A 19,260-nucleotide genomic window follows, 5' to 3' on the forward strand; every position below is an offset into this window, starting at 1 on the left:
ACCTCAAAACCCCGCTCTTCCAGCACATCGGAACACAGGATCGGAGCATGTCGGGGAATAAGGGGACTGGTCGCCTTATCGGCTGGTGACGCGGTTGGGCGAACCGCAAAGCATTCCACAGCTCGTACTCCGCGGCGGGATAATTCATCGACGGCAGCGTCGATAAGTCGGTGTTCTAGAAAAAGTCCCTGGTAGGGCGGCGGAACATGCACTGTAGAAATGAGCACTGCGTCATCACTGACTGGCCCTGTTGGAAAAGCTAGGCGTCCGGGAAGGCTGGCCGGCGGTGCGAAGACCACGGTGGCAGCAGGGACTGCTAAATCCGCGTTTGCCCCGGACGTCACGTACGCGGTGAAGGCGCAGGGCCCCCACGTGGTGAGGGTGTTGTGCATCCACAATTCTTTATCCAGCCGAGGGTTCCCAGAATCCACGTTTCTCGGTTGACCAGCTGGTCCTGAGGTCTGCGACACGGTGTCATCGTGACTTTGCGCGCCAGGCTGGGTTGTCCAAAAAGTGTTGGTCGCAGCTGTCCCGGCCAGGTCCCCCAGGGTGTCAAGGGTGAGCGGATGTACAACTATTCGCATGGGTCTAGTGGCGTTCTTCCTCCGTACGAGAAGCATCGTGATGTCCACTAGGGGAGTGCAGGCCACTATCTGCGCCGTTCCTGGGTTCCTGGGCCTTTAGCATTGCGATAATGCGGTCGAAGTCCTCCATACCCGCGAACTCGACAACAATCTTGCCTTTCTTCGCCCCCATCTGCACTTTCACGTTGGTATCTAAGTAGTCGCCGAACGTGTCTGCCCAGTGAGTCATTTTTTCGGGCTGGGGGCGGGGAGCACGCGGCTCCTTCTTTTTAGGCTCGTTTTCTCCTCGGTTGATAAGGGTGACAGCTTCTTCTGTCGCACGCACCGACAGGCCTTCCGCCACAATGCGTTCAGCGAGCTTGATTTGAGCATCAGGACCCTGCGTTACTCCCATGAGAGCGCGAGCATGGCCCGCGGACAACACTCCTGCAGCTACTCGACGTTGCACGGGTAGCGGAAGTTGGAGAAGACGAATGGTGTTTGAAATAACTGGGCGGGAACGACCGAGCCGTGTGGCCAACTCTGCCTGGGTGACGCCAAATTCCTCGAGGAGCTGCTGGTAGGCCGCGCCTTCCTCCAAGGGGTTGAGCTGCACACGGTGGATGTTTTCCAGCAGTGCGTCCCTCAGCATGGTGTCATCATCGGCTTCGCGAACGATAGAGGGGATAGCTTCTAGATCTGCTAGTTGGGCGGCACGCAGGCGGCGTTCGCCCATGATGAGTTCAAATTTCGCGGGTTCCGACGCCTGACGCACGACGATCGGCTGGAGCAGACCGAACTCGCGAATCGAATGGGCTAATTCACGCAGTGCTTCTTGGTCGAAGTCCTGGCGCGGGTTTTTCTCGTTCCTGATGATCGCGTTGATCGGGAGCTCGCGATATGTTGCGGTCTCGTCGCTGATGAGCGGTTCCTGCGACGTATTTTCACTCTGCCCTTCAGCTTGTGCAGCTGCTGCGCCTGCTTTAGCTGCTCCAGAATCAGCAGCTCCCTGGGCCTTTCCCTTTTTCGCGGTCGTCGATGCGGTCCGGTTCCTATCGCGTGCGGCTTCTTTTCTTTCCGCCGCTGCACGCTGCCCTAAACTCGACCGGTTTTTCGGCAGTCCCGCTTTCGTTCGACCGTGGTGGGTGTCCGCCGAGGCCATGCCCTTATTATCGGCACTCTTACCGCTCTTCCCGCTACTACTTGTCTGAGCATCTGCATCCTCAGACGACGAAGCGCTATCTGATTTCGTGTCGTCGGCTGAGCGGTTCACATTCTGACCACGACGCGGGCTTTTCGTCAGGGAGTACCAGGACGGTTCCGGAGCGCTGTTATTACCTCGGTTCGCTCCAAAGATAACGTCGGCTGCGTCGTTGCCAATCTGTGGTTTTGCCGGTCCCGTGGGGATCAAGGAGGCGAGTCCTTTACCGAGGCCACTCTTGCGTTTGGCTTCTGCCATGACGTTCATCCTTATCGTTGTGGAGAATCTGCGCTGGAGCCCGGGGGAGGACCGAGTGCAGGTTCGTCGATCGATCGTCGATTATGAGGAAATTATTAAATAGTGAGGGTTACAGGCGTCTGGCACCCCAATTGCATTGTGCCCCGTAGCCTAGTCAGTTTTTCATCGTCGTAGGGAAACTCTGCGGAACGTGTACGGCGCGATCCGAGTGCAACCCGAATGTTTCACGTGAAACATTGTGGAACCACGCTCATCGATTCTTCCCGACGTGACACCCGCTAACTTCGGGCACTAAGTTTCCGGCGCCGAGTGTTACGCGGTGTGACGGCCACGACGGGGATCAGCGTTTTGCAATGGGGACTCCGGCTCTCGACGGGCGAGCTCCTCAACAGCGGCCATGTACGCCGCCGACCCGGGGGAGCCCGCATCGTGCTCGATCACGGTCTGCCCGTAGCTCGGCGCTTCAGACACGCGAACATTCCGGGGGATGACGCGATCAAACACCAGCGGCCCGAACGACTCGCGGACATCGTTCTCCACATCATGCGAGAGATTCGTTCGGCTGTCGTACATGGTCAGCAACACACCGGTGATATCTAGATTCGGGTTGAGCGCCTCACGAATCAGGCGGACGTTTTCGGTCAGCTGCGTCACGCCCTCAAGAGCATAAAACTCACACTGAATCGGAATGATAATTTCGTTCGCGCCGGTCAGCCCGTTAATTGTCAGAAGGCCCAATGACGGGGGACAGTCGATGAAGATGTAATCGAACCCCATATCGTCGATACCCTCGTCACCGAGCATTTGTGCTACGCGATACTCACGGTTGTACCCGTTAGCCAGTTCCATTTCCGCACCGGCGAGATCAATGGTGGCCGGAATCGTGAACATATTGGGGTTCGACGGGTGAGCTTGAACGGCATCCTTCGGCTCAATTTCACCAATAATGACTTCATAGGTGGACGGAGTACCTTCCGCCCGGTGCTCGGCACTGAGAGCGGTGGATGCGTTTCCCTGTGGATCAAGGTCCACCACCAGCACTTTTTGACCGCGCAGCGACAGTGCCCACGCTAAATTAACAGTCGACGTGGTCTTCCCGACGCCACCTTTCTGGTTCGCCAACGCGATTTTCCGCGTGTGGCGAGGTCGTGGAAGGGGCTTCATCGTCCCCGATTGAAACCGCGCGGCCCGTCGGGCTTGTTCTTCTATGCTGTTGTCGTCGTCATAGTCATACCCGTCCGACGAAACCCTGCCCATGTTCCCGTCCTTTGTGTCCGTGTTGTACAACTTCCGTGTGGCTGTCCGCCGTTTTCGCAACCTGGCTTATCCTAGCCGGATTCGCGGGAACAAACTAGCGTTCCTGGTCGAGCAATCGGCGGCTCATGCCGAGTATCAGCGACGTTCGCAACGCACGACGATGGTTGCCTCGGGCAAGACACCTGCCCCTGCCTCGACGACTGAACATTTTCCGCCCCCGGCTGAGCTGATAGCCCTCTGGTCACGCTCGATCTCTTCGTGAGCACTCGCGCCCTTCATAGCCAATACCAAGCCATGCTGCCTGGTTAATGGCAGCGACCATCCCATGAGTTTCCCCAGTGGCGCGACTGCTCGGCTGGTCACGTAGTCGGCCCCGCGATTCTGTCGCTTAATCGTCTTCTCTTCGGCACGACCGCGAACCACTGTCACATTATCCAATTCAAGCTTGCCGACGATTTCCTTAAGGTAATTCACGCGTCGTAGCTGTGGCTCAATCAGCGTAATGTCTAAGTCTGGTCGCGCGATCGCGAGGGGAATGCCCGGAAGACCAGCACCGCTTCCGATGTCGACGACGCGCGAATCGCGGTCCATCAGTTCGCCAATCACAGCGCAGTTGAGAATGTGGCGTTCCCACAGGCGCGGTGCTTCGCGAGGCCCGATGAGTCCGCGGACGGTCGCGTCGCTGCGTAACGACTCGTGGTAGGCAACGGCGAGGGGGAGGCGATCACCAAAAACAGTCGCCGCCTCCGGGGGAGTGGCCGGGGCTTCACTGGCGCGGGGATCGTTGTCTACGCCCTGAGCGTTATCAGCATTCGGAGCATCGCTCACGCCTGGAGCGCGATCGTCGCCACCGTGCTCGATGGATGTTTCACGTGAAACATTGTCTCGGTCAGTCATTACCTTGTTGTTATTACCTTGCTACTGGGTGCTTTGCTGTTCGGTACTCTGCTGCTGGATCGGATCTAATCGCTCACCGATGCTAGCGTACAGCGCCGTCAGATGTTTCACGTGAAACCACGACAGAGCGCATCGGCGGTAGCCCGGCGCTCTCGGAGGTAAAGCCTTCCTCTTCCGCCACCCGGCTATGCACAGCAGCGCGCTCGAACGGATTCATCGGCCTGAGGACCACGGGCTCGCCCGTTTCACGCACCCGATCTAACGCTTCTTCTGCCTCGACGAAAAGGCCCTGGCGCTGCGCATCGCGATAACCGTCGATATCGAGAACAACCCCCGGAACGTCCTTAAACCCTGAAGCGCGAACTGCCAATCGCGTCAGCATCTGCAAAGCATCGATGCCCTCGCCATGCCGGCCAATAAGTTGCGCGCAATCGCCACCCGGAAGTTCCACAAACGGTCGACCTTGAGTGACTCCATAGTCAATATCTCCATCGAGATCGGCGGCGTCTAAAAGCTCTTCGATGTAATCAGCAGCTGACTCTGCAGCACGGTCGGTATTGTTCACAGGGCCTTCGTTCATGCCTCAATTATGCGCGTCGAAAGGGGAGTGCGGTAGGGGTAAGGGCGTTTTCAACCCCCATAATCACGTGTCCGAGAGCTCACATGACACGCCGACGACGGCGTCGATAATTGAAGCACGCCACTACGTGAAGTAAGCCGCCGCGTTAAACACGGCGCCGCATTAACCTCCCCACGGCATGAAAAAAGGAGGGCCGGCAAGCCCTCCTTCACGCCTCACGGCACATAGCGTCCCTTCGCGCGACGCTCGGTGCGGTTATTATTTCTTCTTCTTGCCGCCCTTTTTCTTATTATTCTTCGGCTTCTGGCCAACCTTCGGGGCAGTGGCCCGCTGAGCTTCAGCCTTCGCCTTCTTTTCCTCTTCTTCTTCGCGATCCATCTTGTTGAAGAGAACAATTTGCTGGCCCAGGGTCCAAACGTTGTTGGCCAACATGTAGGTCAGAAGCCCGATCTGCCAGAACATACCGGTGATCAGAATCATGGCCGGGAACAGCCACAGCATCATGTTGTTCATCATGTTGGCTTGCATGGCCATCTGCGGGTTCTGAGCATTCTTCTTCGGATCAGCTGCCTGGCGCGCCTTATTCCTCCGCACCATATTCCGGGCGTTGAAGTGCGTGGCCAACGCAGAAATAATCATCAGCGGGATGGCCACCACGAGAATGTTGGTCCGCGTGAAATCAACGCTTCCGCTCGCGGAGAACGCGTCGAACGCTTTTTCCGGCATCCGAATGTAGGCCGACAGGGGGGCGCCGAAGAGTCGCGCGTCGAGGAAGGATTGCACCTCGGTGGCGCCGAACCCGTAGTTAGGAGTGTTGCGGGTTTGTTCGACGGTCATTCCTAGTTCGCCGTGCCCGGTGCCCGTTCGGTTGAAGGACCGGAGCACGTGGTACAGCGAAATAAAGATGGGCATCTGAACTAGAGCCGGCAGGCACGAAGCCAGGGGATTAACGCCCATCTCCTTTTGGAGTTTGCGCATCTCAATGGCTTGGGTCTGCTGGTCGTTTTTATATTTAGCCCGAATTTCCTGCATTTTCGGCTGCAGTTCCTGCATCTTTCGACCGGACCGCATCTGGTTCGCCATTGGCTTGAACAAGAAAATGCGGATGGTGAAGACCAGGAAGATAATGGACAACGCCCATGTCACGCCGGAATCCGGATTAAGGAATAATCCGAAGAATTTGTACCAGGCCAGCATGACCCAGGACACGGGGTAGTAGATGAAGTTAAGCACGGGGGTGCGTCGCTCCTAATCGTTTACGTTTTGGGACTGTGGGGCCGTGACTGTTCCGTGGACGTTGCCATGATTGCGCCATACCGAGTCACTGGCGGTTGTTTCGCCCGCCAGCATTATCGGTTGTGCCCTCACGATGGTCTTTGTCATCGTGCACGTGCGCATCGTGAACACGTTCACGAGGTGTTCGTCGCGGGGGAACAGGATCCCACCCACCTGGATGCCATGGTCCACATTTCGACAATCGAATTGCGCCCATGAGCACACCTCGTACAACACCGTACCTGCGGATGGCTGTCAGAGCGTAATTGCTACACGTGGGCTCAAATCGGCACGAGGGTCCAGGTTTCAGCGGGCTTATTCCATATTGGTAAAAGAGTATCGCTTTTTCAGCCCACGATTGTCGACGACGGCCTTCACGGCTGCCTTCATACTGGTCTATCTGGCCGACGTCATGCTGGTTTATGGAATCACCGCTGGGCTCGCCGCGAAGTGGGGGAGTAGAAGCACGGTGGCCGACGCTTAAATCACGTCGGTGCGCTGAACTCGTGGAGGCATCACGAACGTCGCCACCATGAGGTGGCTGTTCCGAATGTTTCACGTGAAACATCTGCATCCCGTGCCTGTCTACCGTGTGAGGTTAGCGTCGGCGGCATTGTTCATGATTGGCCATGTTGTTATGCGTGACCCGCCTCAGTTCCCAGCACTGTCGACTTCCAGCGTTCTCAGCTTTCAATCTTCTTAGCTTCCCGACGTCGCGCTTTACCGTAAGCCTTATTAGTACAGTATGTCACTACTTCGGCTAAGGCAGAGTGCGAAGCGTCAGCAGCGGCAGGGCGAGCGCGAATAACTAAATCCACATTCTGCGGAAGGTCCTCCACCACCTCTTTAACGACGTGGCGCAGATGCCGTGCCACTGTGTGCCGAACAACTGAATTCCCCACACTTTTCGAGCACACGACACCAACGCGCGGACCATTGATGAGATCAGCCGCGGCAGGATCACTAGAACGTATGACGACATGAACAACGACCAGCTTGCTACCCGATGTGGCGCCTCGAATGGCCGCACGGAAATCCGACCTGTGACGCAGCCGTTGCGATGCCGGGAGCACGTGATTCACATCCTCTACTCGGTGAACTTGGGAAATGGGCCAAGAATGGATTCGCCGCTATGACATGGATAAGGGCATCTGTACGGATCGCCCTACACAGATGGCCTCATATATAGACGTACATAGACATGTATAGACAAAAGTGGAGCTTCCCCAGACGACATTTGCCGAGAACCGAGGAAACTCCACCACGTTCGCAAAACGACACCAGCTTTACAACCAGCTGGGGAAGTGCGTAGCTCTACGCACTTACGCCGTCAGCGACTTACGTCCTTTACGACGACGTGCCGACACAATGGCACGACCGGCCCGCGTGCTCATGCGGCTACGGAAGCCGTGAACACGGGAACGACGGCGGTTGTTCGGCTGAAAAGTCCGCTTGCCTTTGGCCACGGTACTCAACTCCTCAATACACTCGGGCTCGCTACACCCGGCGATGCCGTAGCAGGTTGCACCAACCTTGTACCGACATGCCGAGAGCTTGCCATGTAACAGATTATTTCAACGGCAATACAGAAATCCGCTAGGACATCTCGATTACTACGCGGTACTTCCAGACCCGCTAGTACTTCCCATGTGACGAACACGGGGCGAGCAGCTTTTCGACGGCAACAGCATGGAGCCAAAGCCAGAATCGCTGTGTATTGCCATGCTCGTGAAAGATCGGACGCCACCGAAAAGCGCAGGCATCACGGATCTATTACGAATGACCTTATAAGACTACGGGTTTTACCACACGAGTCACAAATCAGCGATCGGTGTGTTCACTTTACCCCTAAATTGCACGGTTGTAATTCATCTATAAACTCCACAAAAACTCCACAGTGGTTAAAGACACATCGATGAGCCTGTGGATAAACCTGCCAGAATAGAAAGTCCAGGTCGCGTCGCGTGTCCCTCCAGATTCCACAGGGGGTGTGGATAAGTTGTCCACATCTGTGACCTCAACCTTTACTTGAGGTTAATTTCCCCAGGTCACGGCCGAATCTTCCCCAACACGATTAATCCACAGGTTAAAGACGCCCTGGGGATAAACTCAAGCCCGGTTTATCCCCAGGTTGTGGATAACATTGTGGAAAACGCTTCTGACGTCTGTATTATGTTATTCACAGCTTATTCACAAGTAAGCGAATCTCTGGGGAGAACGTAAATTACAAATGTGGAATTATGCTCTGCCCAATTTAGTAACAAAATCTGACCATCAACCCACACTAGAGACCGCCACAATGTCATTTTTCATGAGCGATACCCCGCATTACGGTGTAAAGCTCAAACACACATGACCACGAACGCCGGTGTTTTCCACGTTCGCTACGGGTACCCGTGCACAACACAGCAGCAATACGACAACAGCAACACAAAGGATGACCGATGGACCTTGGGGGCAGCCCTCACCAATTTGGACAGGCGAGCGAGGACTTTTTCAACACGTGGAATAACGTTGTCACACAGCTGATGGCAATGAATCCACGCGAGGATATCCCAGGTCAAGCGCCTGGGACGCGGATTACTCCTCAAGATAAGGCCTGGTTAAAGCAAGCTGCCCCCGTCGGTCTTATCGGCGGTGTCGCCGTTATCTCCACTCCTAACCGAACGGCCAAAAGCGTCTTCGAGCGCAAACTCGGCGATATCATCTCCGCCGAACTCACCACAGCTATTGGTGAGCCAATAAAACTGGCTATCTCGATTAATTCTGCTGCTACGGAAACCGACGATTCTTCTGCAGAACCTCCCCACACAGAGCCGCCACGTGCGGAAACTCCTCCCACGCAACCACGCACAACGCAAGCTCGCCCCACGGAAACTCGCCCTGCAGAGTCGTACCGCGATTTTTCACAACTCAACACGGGCCCCAAAACCGGCGCACCCAGCGAAAACGTCGCACAAGAGAACGCGCAACCCTCGCGTGAGATGCCTCGGCCCACCTCATATGAGGACGATCCCTACGTTCTTCAGTACCCCGATAGCTCCCCACAGGGGGAGCGTCCATCCACCTATCCCGACGCCACCCCCACCGAACCCGCTTACTCCAACAGCGGAGACGCCCACGTCGGCAATTCTTATGACACACCTGCGGAAACAGCCCCGCAGCCGTGGAACGAGGGGTACATCAGCAATGCGCGGCCCCAGCGTCGGCAAGAACAAAAGCCTGACTCCGAGCGATCATGGTTAAACGAGAACTACACCTTCGATAATCTCGTCGCGGGTGAGGGGAACCGGGTAGTGCGGGCTGCGGCCATCGCTGTCGCGGAAAACCCTGCTCAGGCCTATAATCCGCTCTTTATTTGGGGTGGCTCGGGGCTGGGGAAGACCCACATTCTTCACGCCATTGGGCATCGAGCCCTTGAGCTGCGGCCCAATCTGCGTGTCCGGTATGTGTCGATTGAGGAATACACGAATGAGTGGATCAACTCGATTCGCAACAACCGAGGTGAGGACTTCAAACGGAAGTACCGGAGCTTCGACATCCTGCTGGTGGACGATATTCAGTTCCTGGCTGGGAAACCCGAGACTCAGATCGAGTTCTTCCACAACTTCAATGCCCTCCATGGGGCACAAAAGCAGATCGTGCTGTGCTCGGATCGGTCACCCAAGGAGCTGACGGAGCTGGAACCTCGGCTCCGGACCCGCTTCCAGTGGGGGTTCACGCAGGACATTCAGAAGCCTGACCTGGAAACGCGCATTGCCATCCTGCGGCTCAAAGCGGAGCGGGAAAACGCGCAAGTCCCCAGCGAAGTGTTGTCATTTATCGCGGAACAGAAGGCCGAATCGGTGCGTGAGCTCGAGGGCGCGCTGAATAAGGTGCTCATTGTTTCATCGATCCAGCACACACCCGTCACGCTCGAGATGGCCCGCGATCAGCTTCAAGACCTGGTCGCCCCTGAGGTGGTGGAGATTACGGCGCCGACGATCATGTCCGTGACCGCGGAATACTTTAACTTGACGACGGCTGACCTGACCGGTCCTGGTAAAGCGCGGCCCATTGCCCACGCGCGGCAGGTCGCGATGTACCTGTGCAGGGAGTTGACGGACCTCTCGCTGCCCAAGGTGGGCAACAAATTCGGCGGCCGTGACCACACCACTGCGATGTATGCCGAGCGCAAGATTCGGAAAGAAATGAGCGAGAAGCGCTCGACGAATGAGGCCATCCAAGAAATCACCGCGCGTATTAAAGATCAAGCTCGGTAGCTTCCTGGTGTTTTAGGCCTGTTGTGGATAACTTGGCACGCTGACCTGCGTGTTTACAGAAATTTCGTCTTATCCACAATGTTATCCACACCTGTGTAATTACAACTTTGTTATTTCATGATTTCGGTCACAACTTACTTTGTAGCACTGTTGCTAAAATAGAGTCGGTGGCCACGAATTTTTGGCACGGGCGCCTGTGGATAACTACCCCAAAACGGTGGATATAACAGGGGATAACTAACCCGCCACTGTGAATAAAATGATCCCCACCCCGGTTCTCCACAGACCACCCCAATTTATCCACAGCATTATCCCCAGTTTATCCACAACCCAATATCGACAATGACAAGCGACAATCCCGGTTATCCACTGTTTCCACAACCCCTACTGCTACTACCACTTTTTCTTTCAGGGAAATGAGTTAAAGAAATAGGGCCCGGCCTTGTGTGGGGATAACCCAGACCAAAGCACATCTGCAGCCCTAAGCTGAGAGTACTTAACAGCAGATGCGCTAGTGACATGAAGAATCAATTGCGGGCTGAAATAACAAAAAGTGACTCGGGTTTGTCACCAGGAGTAGGTAACATCCAAACGTGCATCACTCCACGATGACGACAACGATCACAACCACGACTGACTCAATGAACACGGAGTAACAATGGAACCCAATGGTGTTTCTTTTCGGGTAGCGAAAGATGACTTATCCGCAGCCCTCAGCTGGGTAGCGCGTAGTTTAGCGAGCAAACCAACTCAGCCGATTCTTCGCGGCGTCATGATGACCGCCGATGACGAGGGTCTGCTCCTTGCCGGATTCGACTACGAAGTCTCCACTCGCGTGCGAATTTCAGCCGAGGTTCTTGAACCCGGGCAGGTCCTCGTCGCCGGTAAATTAGCAAATGACATTATTGGGTCACTTCCACACAAAGATGTCGCTATCTCCGTCGACGGCACCAAAGTTCATGTGACATGCGGGCAGTCCAACTTCGAATTACCTGCCATGACCATCGAGGATTATCCGGAACTCCCGTCATTACCGGAGGAGACCGGGCATATTGATCCCCATGTTTTCACTGCTGCCATTGGTCAGGTTGCGTCGGCAGCGGGCAAAGATGACTCCATGCCTATGCTCACGGGCATAAAAATGGAGGTCAAAGGGGATAACGTTGTGCTCGCCGCGACTGACCGATTCCGTTTAGCCGTTCGTGAATTTACGTGGGAACCGTCGTCACCCGACGTCGACGCGGAGATCCTTATTCCGGCACGTACCTTGGCCGATTCTGCCCGTACCCTCGATACTCGCCTGAACGATCCCATCCAACTAGCGATGGGTGCTGCCCAGGACGTCGGCAAAGATGGGCTTTTGGGCATTGTGTCGGAGAATCGGCAAACAACAACACGACTGATCGACGCCGACTTCCCGAAGTTCCGGCCACTATTGCCGAAGAGCCACTCATCCATGGCGATCGTGGAAATCGCGCCATTATTGGACGCTATCCGACGTGTCAGCCTGGTGGCTGAACGAAATGCCCAGGTCAAACTGGAGTTTTCGGAAGATCAGCTCGTTTTGTCTGCTGGCGGCTCTGAAGCAGGAACCGCGGAGGAGACCCTGCCTGCTCAATTTGCCGGCGAGCCACTTCTTATCGCGTTCAACGCGAATTATCTGAAAGAGGGCTTGGCCTCGATTGATACCAAGAATGTGGTGTTTGGGTTTACTCAGCCTTCCCGCCCGGCGATCTTGATCCCCGAGCCGGAAACCATGCCTGAGCAGGATAGTGATGGCCAATTCCCAACGCCATCGACATACTTCACCTACCTCCTGATGCCAGTCCGGCTACCAGGCTAAAGGCATATTTCTGTTCGACGCTGTTCCCATCCCACGAGGCATCCCACCTGTGTATATTCGTGCGCTGCAATTACGTAATTTCCGGTCGTGGCCAGAGCTGGATCTTCACCTCGGCCCGGGAATTACTGTGTTTTCAGGGCCGAATGGTCATGGAAAAACCAACGTGGTGGAAGCGCTTGACTATGTTGCTCACCTGGGTTCGCATCGTGTTTCGACGGATGCGCCGCTGGTCCGCGAGGGGCACGAGTACACGACGGTGTCAGCAACGGCCATCAATAGTGGCCGGGAACTCACCGCCCATATGCTGATCAAGGCGCGCGGTTCGAATAAAGCACAAATTAACCGTGCTCCGTGTAAAAGCCCACGTCAGCTGCTTGGAATTGTCAAAACGGTCCTTTTTTCGCCGGAAGATTTGGCATTAATACGTGGGGAACCGGAACACCGGCGGCGTTTTCTTGACGATCTCCTCATCGGGCGGTTTCCTCGCTGGGCAGGCACTCGCTCCGACTACGATAAGATCCTTCGCCAGCGCAATACGCTGCTTAAACGGGCATCGAGAACCCTCCGACAGGGATATGGAGGGGGTACTGATTCCGATTCCGCCCTCGACACACTGGATACATGGGATTCGCACCTGGCAGCGGCCGGCGCACAAGTCATGGCGCAGCGGATTGTCTTGGCACACGTACTCTCGCCGTACGTAAAAAACGCGTACCAGCGGTTGGCACCGGAATCTCGACCTGCCCAGATCACCTACCGGTCCACCGTCGACAAGGCCCTCGTGGAGGCAGGGATTACGCCAGAGACCGTCGCCAATGATGTTGCAGGATCGACGCCTGTCATTGAGGCGGTGTTGTTATCGGAGCTGGCTCGCCGGCGGGATACCGATATTCAGCGGGGGACAAGTACGTGTGGTCCTCACCGCGACGATGTCGAATTGTTGTTAGGAACTCAGCCGGCGCGAGGTTATGCCAGTCACGGCGAATCCTGGTCATTTGCGCTGGCACTGCGCTTGGCTTCCTTTGAATGGCAGCGTGAGCAGGGCACGGACCCCATTCTTATTCTCGACGATGTCTTCGCGGAGTTAGATGCCGCCCGCCGTCGCGCGTTGGCCACTGTTGCTAAGGATGCTGAACAAACGTTGGTTACCGCGGCCGTCGGGGACGACCTACCGCAAGACCTGGTGAATAGCGATATTCGTGTTCTGACAGTGGAAGCGTCGACGGTTGACGATTCAGACATCCGATCGTCCCGGATCACTCATGATTCTGCTGACGGTGGAGCTACGGAGGGTACCGCGACGGACACTGACGACGAAGGAGGCGACGCTCATGAATGACCCCGTCGCCGAAGCGCTCGCCCGCGTCTACTCGCACGGTCGTGTGCCCATGCCTCCCAACATGCGGAAAGTCCTTCAGTCCACTACACCGACAGGACATAAGGCTGACCAAGACAGCGTGACCCGCAAAAACGGCGTTTCTCGTACAAACGGTGCTGCCCACAAAGACGGTGTAAACAACAAGACCACCGATAAATCCGGCGAAGGAAGCGTCGGCAAGAAAGTCGATAAGGGCAAGAATCCGACGAATTCTCAGGACTTATCACGAGCCAAAACTACCAGCGCAACGTCGGTTTTTCGTGAGTTTTCGCGTACATCGCGGGTGTACCCCACGGGGCCGGATGGTCACCGTCGGAAAAATACTCGTCGGTATGAGTCCCTGGGCAGCATTGTCAATCGGGAAGTCGTGCGGCGCGGGTGGACGGAAAAAATTTCCCACGGATGGATTACTGCGAACTGGTCGACGGTTGCGGGTGACTACTTAGGGGCGCACTCCAGAATAAGGATGATCAAAGACACGACACTGTTTCTTGAGTGTGATTCCACCGCCAAGGCCTCTGAACTGCGATATTTACAGACAGAATTGCTGAGCAGAATTGCACAACACGTGGGACCCGACGTGATAACTGCGGTGAAAATCTTTGGTCCGCGGCCACCGTCGTGGCGGCATGGACCGCTACATGTCAAGGGTCGGGGACCACGCGATACCTATGGATAGTGGGACACCCGCGCGGGGAAATTCCACTGGTAAGCGATTTCCGGAATAGTCCCCGCGACATACGAGCCCGAAAATCGCGTCAGACGGGCCCTACACGCCCGGTAGGCGTTCAACTGAGGGGGGATACCGGGTATGATGGTGGGCAACTGTGAAAAGTAAAGGAGCGCTGCTACATCGTGGCCGAAAATGCTGCCGAAAATAACACAAGGCACGACTACGACGCCTCATCGATCACCATTCTCGAGGGGCTCGAAGCCGTCCGCAAGCGACCCGGAATGTACATCGGCTCGACCGGAGAAAGAGGCCTACACCACCTCGTGTGGGAGGTTGTCGATAACTCCGTCGATGAAGCCATGGCCGGGTACGCCACGCATGTCGATGTCACCATTATGAAAGATGGGGGCATCGAAGTTGTCGACGACGGACGTGGCATCCCCGTTTCGATGCACCCCTCGGGAGCACCCACCGTCCAAGTGGTCATGACGCAACTCCACGCCGGCGGTAAGTTCGACAACGACTCGTACGCTGTGTCCGGTGGTCTGCACGGCGTCGGTATTTCCGTCGTCAATGCCCTGTCCACCCGGGTTGAAGCGGAAATCAAACGTGATGGTTACCGCTGGTACCAGAACTTCACCGACGCGATTCCCGACGAACTAGTCCAAGGCAAAAAAGCCCGCGGAACAGGGACGACCATCCGATTCTGGCCGGACCCGGATGTTTTCGAGACAACCGAGTTTAAGTTCGAGACGATTGCTCGGCGTCTGCAGGAGATGGCGTTCCTTAATAAGGGCCTCTACATCACGCTGACCGACAAGCGAAGCCAGGCAACCGAGACACCCGAGGATGCCGACGACACTGTCGAGGAAGCTGCTGCGGCGAAATCCGCTGAGGAAGCAGCTGCCGATGCCGAGCAGAAAGCCAAGAAGCCCAAAGAGCGGACGGAGACGTTCCATTACCCCGACGGGTTAAAGGACTACGTTGCCTCCATCAACAAGACCAAGACCGCGATACACCCGACGATCATCACGTTCGACGCCAAGGGTGATGAGCACGAGGTCGAGGTCGCGCTGCAGTGGAACTCTGGCTACGCCCAGAGCGTCCACACCTTTGCCAACACCATTAACACCATTGAAGGCGGAACCCACGAGGAAGGTTTCCGCGCCGCGTTGACGTCGTTAATGAATAGGTACGCGCGCGAGCACAAGCTACTCAAGGACAAAGAACCTAACTTGAGTGGCGACGATTGCCGCGAAGGACTCGCTGCCGTCATCTCTGTTCGGGTGGCCGACCCGCAGTTCGAGGGCCAGACGAAGACGAAACTGGGAAACACCGAGGTCAAGAGCTTCGTCCAGAAGCAGGTCTTTGAGAACGTCAGCCACTGGTTTGAATCAAACCCGGCCGAAGCGAAGATTATTGTCAACAAAGCGGTGTCGTCTTCGCAGGCGCGAGTGGCGGCTCGCAAGGCTCGTGACTTGGTCCGTCGTAAGTCCGCAACGGATTTGGGCGGCTTGCCAGGTAAGTTAGCCGATTGCCGATCCAAAGACCCGACGCTCTCTGAGCTTTACATTGTGGAGGGTGATTCCGCTGGTGGTTCGGCTAAATCGGGCCGTGATTCGATGTACCAAGCCATTCTTCCTCTTCGAGGGAAGATTCTGAACGTCGAGAAGGCGCGGCTGGATCGCGTGCTGAAGAACAATGAGGTTCAGGCGATCATCACCGCATTGGGCACCGGAATTCACGACGAGTTCGACATCAAGAAACTGCGCTATCACAAGATCATCCTGATGGCCGATGCTGATGTTGACGGTTCGCACATCGCGACCCTCCTGCTGACCCTGCTTTTCCGGTTTATGCGTCCGCTGGTGGAAGAGGGCCACGTTTATCTGGCGCAGCCACCGCTGTACAAGCTGAAGTGGGGCAAAGGTGCTCCCGGCTTCGCCTATTCCGACGCGGAACGTGATGAACTGTTGGCGGAAGGCCTGGAGCAAGGCCGGAAGATCAACAAAGACGACGGCATCCAGCGGTACAAGGGCTTGGGCGAGATGAACCCCAAGGAGCTGTGGGAAACGACGATGGATCCCTCAATCCGGATTCTTCGTCAGGTGCAGTTGGAGGATGCGGCTAAGGCCGACGAGATTTTCTCGGTCCTCATGGGTGACGACGTCATCGCCCGCCGCAGTTTCATTACGCGTAACGCGAAGGATGTTCGTTTCTTGGATATTTAGTCCGTGGGTCGGACTCGGCTCCGGAAATGAAAATATCGACTTTTAAGCGGCTGATTGTAATGATCAGCCGCTTTGGTCTATTTAAGTCAGTGTGACGAAATAATTTACGGGGTGGTTTCGTGGGTTTCGGTCGGGTGGGGGTGGTGTCGAATGTTTCACGTGAAACATTGACGGGGAGAGGGTGTGGGGAAGTGGCCTCTGTTCAAGATCTCAATATGAGACCTCTAGTCAGTTCAACGTCGTCGAGGTGGTTAACTTATGGGAGCGAGAAACTACTGGTTGCCACCACGTAGTTCTTGCGTGGAAACGGAATAATGTTTCACGTGAAACATCGTCCATTCGCTGGATGAAATTCAAGCAAGTCTACTGCGTAACGGTAAAGGATTTTTATGTATGGGCAGTAACGCAAAAACAGAAACGTCATCATCCGGTGATAAAGGATTAAAAAGGGGACTGAGTGCTCGGCACGTTCACTTCATCGCCCTAGGATCTGCGATTGGTACAGGTCTGTTTTATGGCTCGGCTGATGCCATTCAGTCAGCGGGGCCTGCCGTGCTTTTGGTTTATCTCCTGGGCGGCGCGGTGGTGTATTTCATGTTGCGCGCCCTAGGTGAAATGGCAGTGCGAATGCCTGTGTCAGGATCTTTCGCCGAATATTGCCGCATCTTTCTCGGTCCGTGGTCGGGGTACATCACAGGGTGGATGTACGCGTTCGAAATGGTGATCGTGTGCCTTGCGGACCTGACCGCTATCGGAACGTATATGAGATTCTGGTTCCCCGACTCGCCCCAATGGGTATGGGTGGCGGTGACCTTACTCATTGTCGGTGCCGTAAATATCACAAGTTCACGGCTCTTCGGGGAGTTAGAATTCGGCCTCACCATCATCAAGGTATCCGCCGTGGTAGCCATGATCGCCGGTGGCGCAATCATCCTAATCTTCGGTTTAGGCAACCATGCTGATTCCGGCGTTCACAACTTGTGGTCGCATGGCGGGTTTTTCCCTCATGGGCCGTGGGGAATGGCTATGGCCCTCGTGGTCGTCATGTTCGCATTCGGTGGTTCAGAGATCATCGGGGTAACAGCCGGCGACGCAGAAGATCCCGCAAAAACAATTCCGAAGGCCATTCACTCGGTCCCGATACGTATTTTGCTGTTTTACGTGTTGGCCATCGCGGTGATTGTCACCATTAACCCGTGGTCCTCGATCAATGGCGAGTCGTCACCGTTCGTACAGATTTTCAATGATCTTGGTGTGAATTGGGCCGCGGCGCTGCTCAACGTCGTGGTTATCACCGCAGCATTGTCTGCCATTAACTCAGATCTCTTCGGCGCAGGCCGTGTTGTTCACGGAATGGCAGCCGAAGGATTGGCTCCGCGTTCCTTTGCTCGTACATCAGCCAAGGGCGTTCCCATCTTTACGACGACGGTCATGCTCGGAGTTCTAGTCATAGGTGTGGTCATCAACTTCTTGATTCCGGAGCGCGTGTTCCTCGTGATCGCTGCACTAGCGACCTTCGCGACGGTCTTTGTGTGGCTCATGATTTTATTGGCCCACCTCGCCAGCCGGACGGGGGACCAAGCACCATCCAACAAAGATCTGATCTATCCGGTTCCGCTGTGGCCATGGGGTCAATACTTTGCCCTCGCGATGGTCGTTATCACGATTATCATGATGATGTTCTCGGACGATACACGGCTAGCTCTGGTCGTAGGTGTCGCGTGGACGGCCTTAATGAGCGTTGTGTGGGTAGTTCGAGGTCGGCAAACGTATGAGGATTATCTCGCCACACGTGGTGCGGAGAAGTCTCACGCTTAACACGTTGGGGCGCCGGATTCTCTCTGATTTCACATCGCCCCCGACGTCGAGGCCGGCCGACGCAGCCAGCGTCGGCACTCATGGTTGTCACGTCCTCCCACCGAGCCGAGCAGAAGCAAATGTTTCACGTGAAACATCGCCGGGTCTGGAGAGTCTGCGGACTCCATCTCGCTCCACAGGAATAACTACATAAAAAGAACCCAGCCGATCCAGAACGGAACCGGCTGGGTTTTAAATTTTCCGACGCTCATAAACACTGTGACGTCTATAGAGACCCTAGCCCCCACACAGTGCCCATTTTATCAACGCCAGCTTTAGCAACGTCGGTTGTGAACCGAAGCGGAAAAATACTCTTAAGAAGCGTGCTTCTCGATAATGTCACCGAGGTCGGGGAGTCCCTTCTCAACAATCCCTTCGAGTTTCCCACGGAACGTTTTGTAGATTTTCTGAGCACCTGAGTTATTAATGCTCTCCATGCGCTCGTCGCTTAGGTCGGCTAAATCCTTCGTGACTTCATCCGACCGCGTCTCCAGGTACTTACCAAAGCCACCTTCCCGCTTACCATTTTGGTAGGCCTGCCAGTAAGGGTTCAGGCGATCAGCAAGGTGAGGCAAAAGACGATCGGTCATGTCTTTGACCAGATTGGGCCGGGCTTTGACGGCGCCGCTGAATGCCGTCTTAATCGCTTTACCGGACAGCCCGGAAAGATTGTTGATGGAGTTCTCGGTGGATTCCGCCAGGTCAGAGACCACGGGCTCCCGAGTGCCATCCTTCGTCAAAATATCGGAAAGTTCAGACATAGGCTCTAAGATTAGCCAAAAAACCGTCAAGTTGTGGCATCGCGTTAAACGGGGAGGTCAACCTCGGCTGCACAGATGAACCTACGCGTCTAGCGCGCGTGGTCACCCTCGGGCTTATGATCGTCATATGTCTTCATCCCACTCAGACCAGTACATCGACGCCTACATGAATTTCATGGATCAATCGCCGACGAGCTACCACGCGGTTGCGGTGATGGCCGACG

The 19,260-nt window shown here is 55.6% G+C and carries 15 protein-coding genes and 1 pseudogene; 6 read left to right on the forward strand and 10 right to left on the reverse strand.

Features of this window, described 5'->3' with window-relative positions:
* From Q3981_RS05645 to rpmH, 9 genes and pseudogenes are all read right to left on the reverse strand, one after another.
* Positions 1–584, reverse strand: a pseudogene (locus Q3981_RS05645) (hypothetical protein); the annotation flags it as partial.
* A gap of 4 nt (positions 585–588) precedes the next feature.
* Positions 589–2,022: a ParB/RepB/Spo0J family partition protein gene (locus tag Q3981_RS05650; RefSeq protein WP_303124448.1), complete on the reverse strand. Its 1,434-nt coding sequence runs from the start codon at positions 2,020–2,022 to the stop codon at positions 589–591.
* Between the two features lie 312 nt (positions 2,023–2,334).
* On the reverse strand, positions 2,335–3,279 hold the full coding sequence (locus Q3981_RS05655) for a ParA family protein (protein WP_303124449.1): 945 nt from the start codon (positions 3,277–3,279) through the stop codon (positions 2,335–2,337).
* A gap of 135 nt (positions 3,280–3,414) precedes the next feature.
* Positions 3,415–4,176, reverse strand: a complete 762-nt coding sequence (rsmG, locus tag Q3981_RS05660) for a 16S rRNA (guanine(527)-N(7))-methyltransferase RsmG (RefSeq protein WP_303124450.1) — start codon at positions 4,174–4,176, stop codon at positions 3,415–3,417.
* 82 nt (positions 4,177–4,258) lie between these two features.
* Positions 4,259–4,756: a R3H domain-containing nucleic acid-binding protein gene (locus tag Q3981_RS05665; protein ID WP_303124451.1), complete on the reverse strand. Its 498-nt coding sequence runs from the start codon at positions 4,754–4,756 to the stop codon at positions 4,259–4,261.
* Positions 4,757–5,014: 258 nt separating this feature from the next.
* Positions 5,015–5,989: a membrane protein insertase YidC gene (gene yidC, locus Q3981_RS05670; protein WP_046203502.1), complete on the reverse strand. Its 975-nt coding sequence runs from the start codon at positions 5,987–5,989 to the stop codon at positions 5,015–5,017.
* A gap of 88 nt (positions 5,990–6,077) precedes the next feature.
* A complete protein-coding gene (yidD, locus tag Q3981_RS05675; protein ID WP_303124471.1) occupies positions 6,078–6,431 on the reverse strand; it encodes a membrane protein insertion efficiency factor YidD in 354 nt (117 codons plus the stop codon).
* 283 nt (positions 6,432–6,714) lie between these two features.
* Positions 6,715–7,104, reverse strand: a complete 390-nt coding sequence (rnpA, locus tag Q3981_RS05680; protein ID WP_303124452.1) for a ribonuclease P protein component — start codon at positions 7,102–7,104, stop codon at positions 6,715–6,717.
* 249 nt (positions 7,105–7,353) lie between these two features.
* The gene (gene rpmH, locus Q3981_RS05685) at positions 7,354–7,497 is read right to left on the reverse strand and encodes a 50S ribosomal protein L34 (protein ID WP_012732704.1); all 144 of its coding nucleotides are present in this window, start codon (positions 7,495–7,497) and stop codon (positions 7,354–7,356) included.
* A gap of 1,062 nt (positions 7,498–8,559) precedes the next feature.
* Between rpmH and dnaA the strand changes: the two genes are divergently transcribed.
* The 6 genes from dnaA (at position 8,560) to Q3981_RS05715 (ending at position 18,236) form a co-directional block, all read left to right on the forward strand.
* The gene (dnaA, locus tag Q3981_RS05690; protein WP_303124453.1) at positions 8,560–10,293 is read left to right on the forward strand and encodes a chromosomal replication initiator protein DnaA; all 1,734 of its coding nucleotides are present in this window, start codon (positions 8,560–8,562) and stop codon (positions 10,291–10,293) included.
* A gap of 658 nt (positions 10,294–10,951) precedes the next feature.
* Complete coding sequence (gene dnaN / locus Q3981_RS05695; protein ID WP_303124454.1) at positions 10,952–12,136, forward strand: DNA polymerase III subunit beta; 1,185 nt, start codon at positions 10,952–10,954, stop codon at positions 12,134–12,136.
* 49 nt (positions 12,137–12,185) lie between these two features.
* Positions 12,186–13,475: a DNA replication/repair protein RecF gene (gene recF / locus Q3981_RS05700; RefSeq protein ID WP_303124455.1), complete on the forward strand. Its 1,290-nt coding sequence runs from the start codon at positions 12,186–12,188 to the stop codon at positions 13,473–13,475.
* A complete protein-coding gene (locus tag Q3981_RS05705) occupies positions 13,468–14,193 on the forward strand; it encodes a DciA family protein (RefSeq protein ID WP_303124456.1) in 726 nt (241 codons plus the stop codon). The genes recF and Q3981_RS05705 overlap by 8 nt, the downstream gene beginning before the upstream one ends.
* A 176-nt stretch (positions 14,194–14,369) precedes the next feature.
* Positions 14,370–16,418 carry a DNA topoisomerase (ATP-hydrolyzing) subunit B gene (gene gyrB, locus Q3981_RS05710; RefSeq protein ID WP_046203507.1) on the forward strand — a complete coding sequence of 683 codons (2,049 nt, stop codon included), beginning with the start codon at positions 14,370–14,372 and terminating at the stop codon, positions 16,416–16,418.
* Between the two features lie 393 nt (positions 16,419–16,811).
* Positions 16,812–18,236 (forward strand): amino acid permease, encoded by a 1,425-nt coding sequence (locus tag Q3981_RS05715; RefSeq protein WP_303124457.1) that lies wholly within the window; start codon positions 16,812–16,814, stop codon positions 18,234–18,236.
* A 353-nt stretch (positions 18,237–18,589) separates the two neighbouring features.
* Here the strand turns inward: Q3981_RS05715 and Q3981_RS05720 are convergent, their stop codons facing one another.
* Positions 18,590–19,036, reverse strand: a complete 447-nt coding sequence (locus Q3981_RS05720) for a hypothetical protein (RefSeq protein WP_303124458.1) — start codon at positions 19,034–19,036, stop codon at positions 18,590–18,592.
* Positions 19,037–19,260: the final 224 nt, after the last annotated feature.

The organism is Corynebacterium sp. (assembly GCF_030530965.1).
GTDB lineage: Bacteria > Actinomycetota > Actinomycetes > Mycobacteriales > Mycobacteriaceae > Corynebacterium.

Coding starts and splice junctions, on each gene's coding strand:
- Q3981_RS05655 (WP_303124449.1), bottom strand. CDS start 3,279: ATGGGCAGGGTTTCGTCGGACGGGTATGACTATGACGACGACAACAGC.
- Q3981_RS05705 (WP_303124456.1), top strand. CDS start 13,468: ATGAATGACCCCGTCGCCGAAGCGCTCGCCCGCGTCTACTCGCACGGT.
- Q3981_RS05720 (WP_303124458.1), bottom strand. CDS start 19,036: ATGTCTGAACTTTCCGATATTTTGACGAAGGATGGCACTCGGGAGCCC.
- Q3981_RS05715 (WP_303124457.1), top strand. CDS start 16,812: ATGGGCAGTAACGCAAAAACAGAAACGTCATCATCCGGTGATAAAGGA.
- Q3981_RS05650 (WP_303124448.1), bottom strand. CDS start 2,022: ATGGCAGAAGCCAAACGCAAGAGTGGCCTCGGTAAAGGACTCGCCTCC.
- Q3981_RS05665 (WP_303124451.1), bottom strand. CDS start 4,756: ATGAACGAAGGCCCTGTGAACAATACCGACCGTGCTGCAGAGTCAGCT.
- dnaN (WP_303124454.1), top strand. CDS start 10,952: ATGGAACCCAATGGTGTTTCTTTTCGGGTAGCGAAAGATGACTTATCC.
- rsmG (WP_303124450.1), bottom strand. CDS start 4,176: ATGACTGACCGAGACAATGTTTCACGTGAAACATCCATCGAGCACGGT.
- dnaA (WP_303124453.1), top strand. CDS start 8,560: ATGGCAATGAATCCACGCGAGGATATCCCAGGTCAAGCGCCTGGGACG.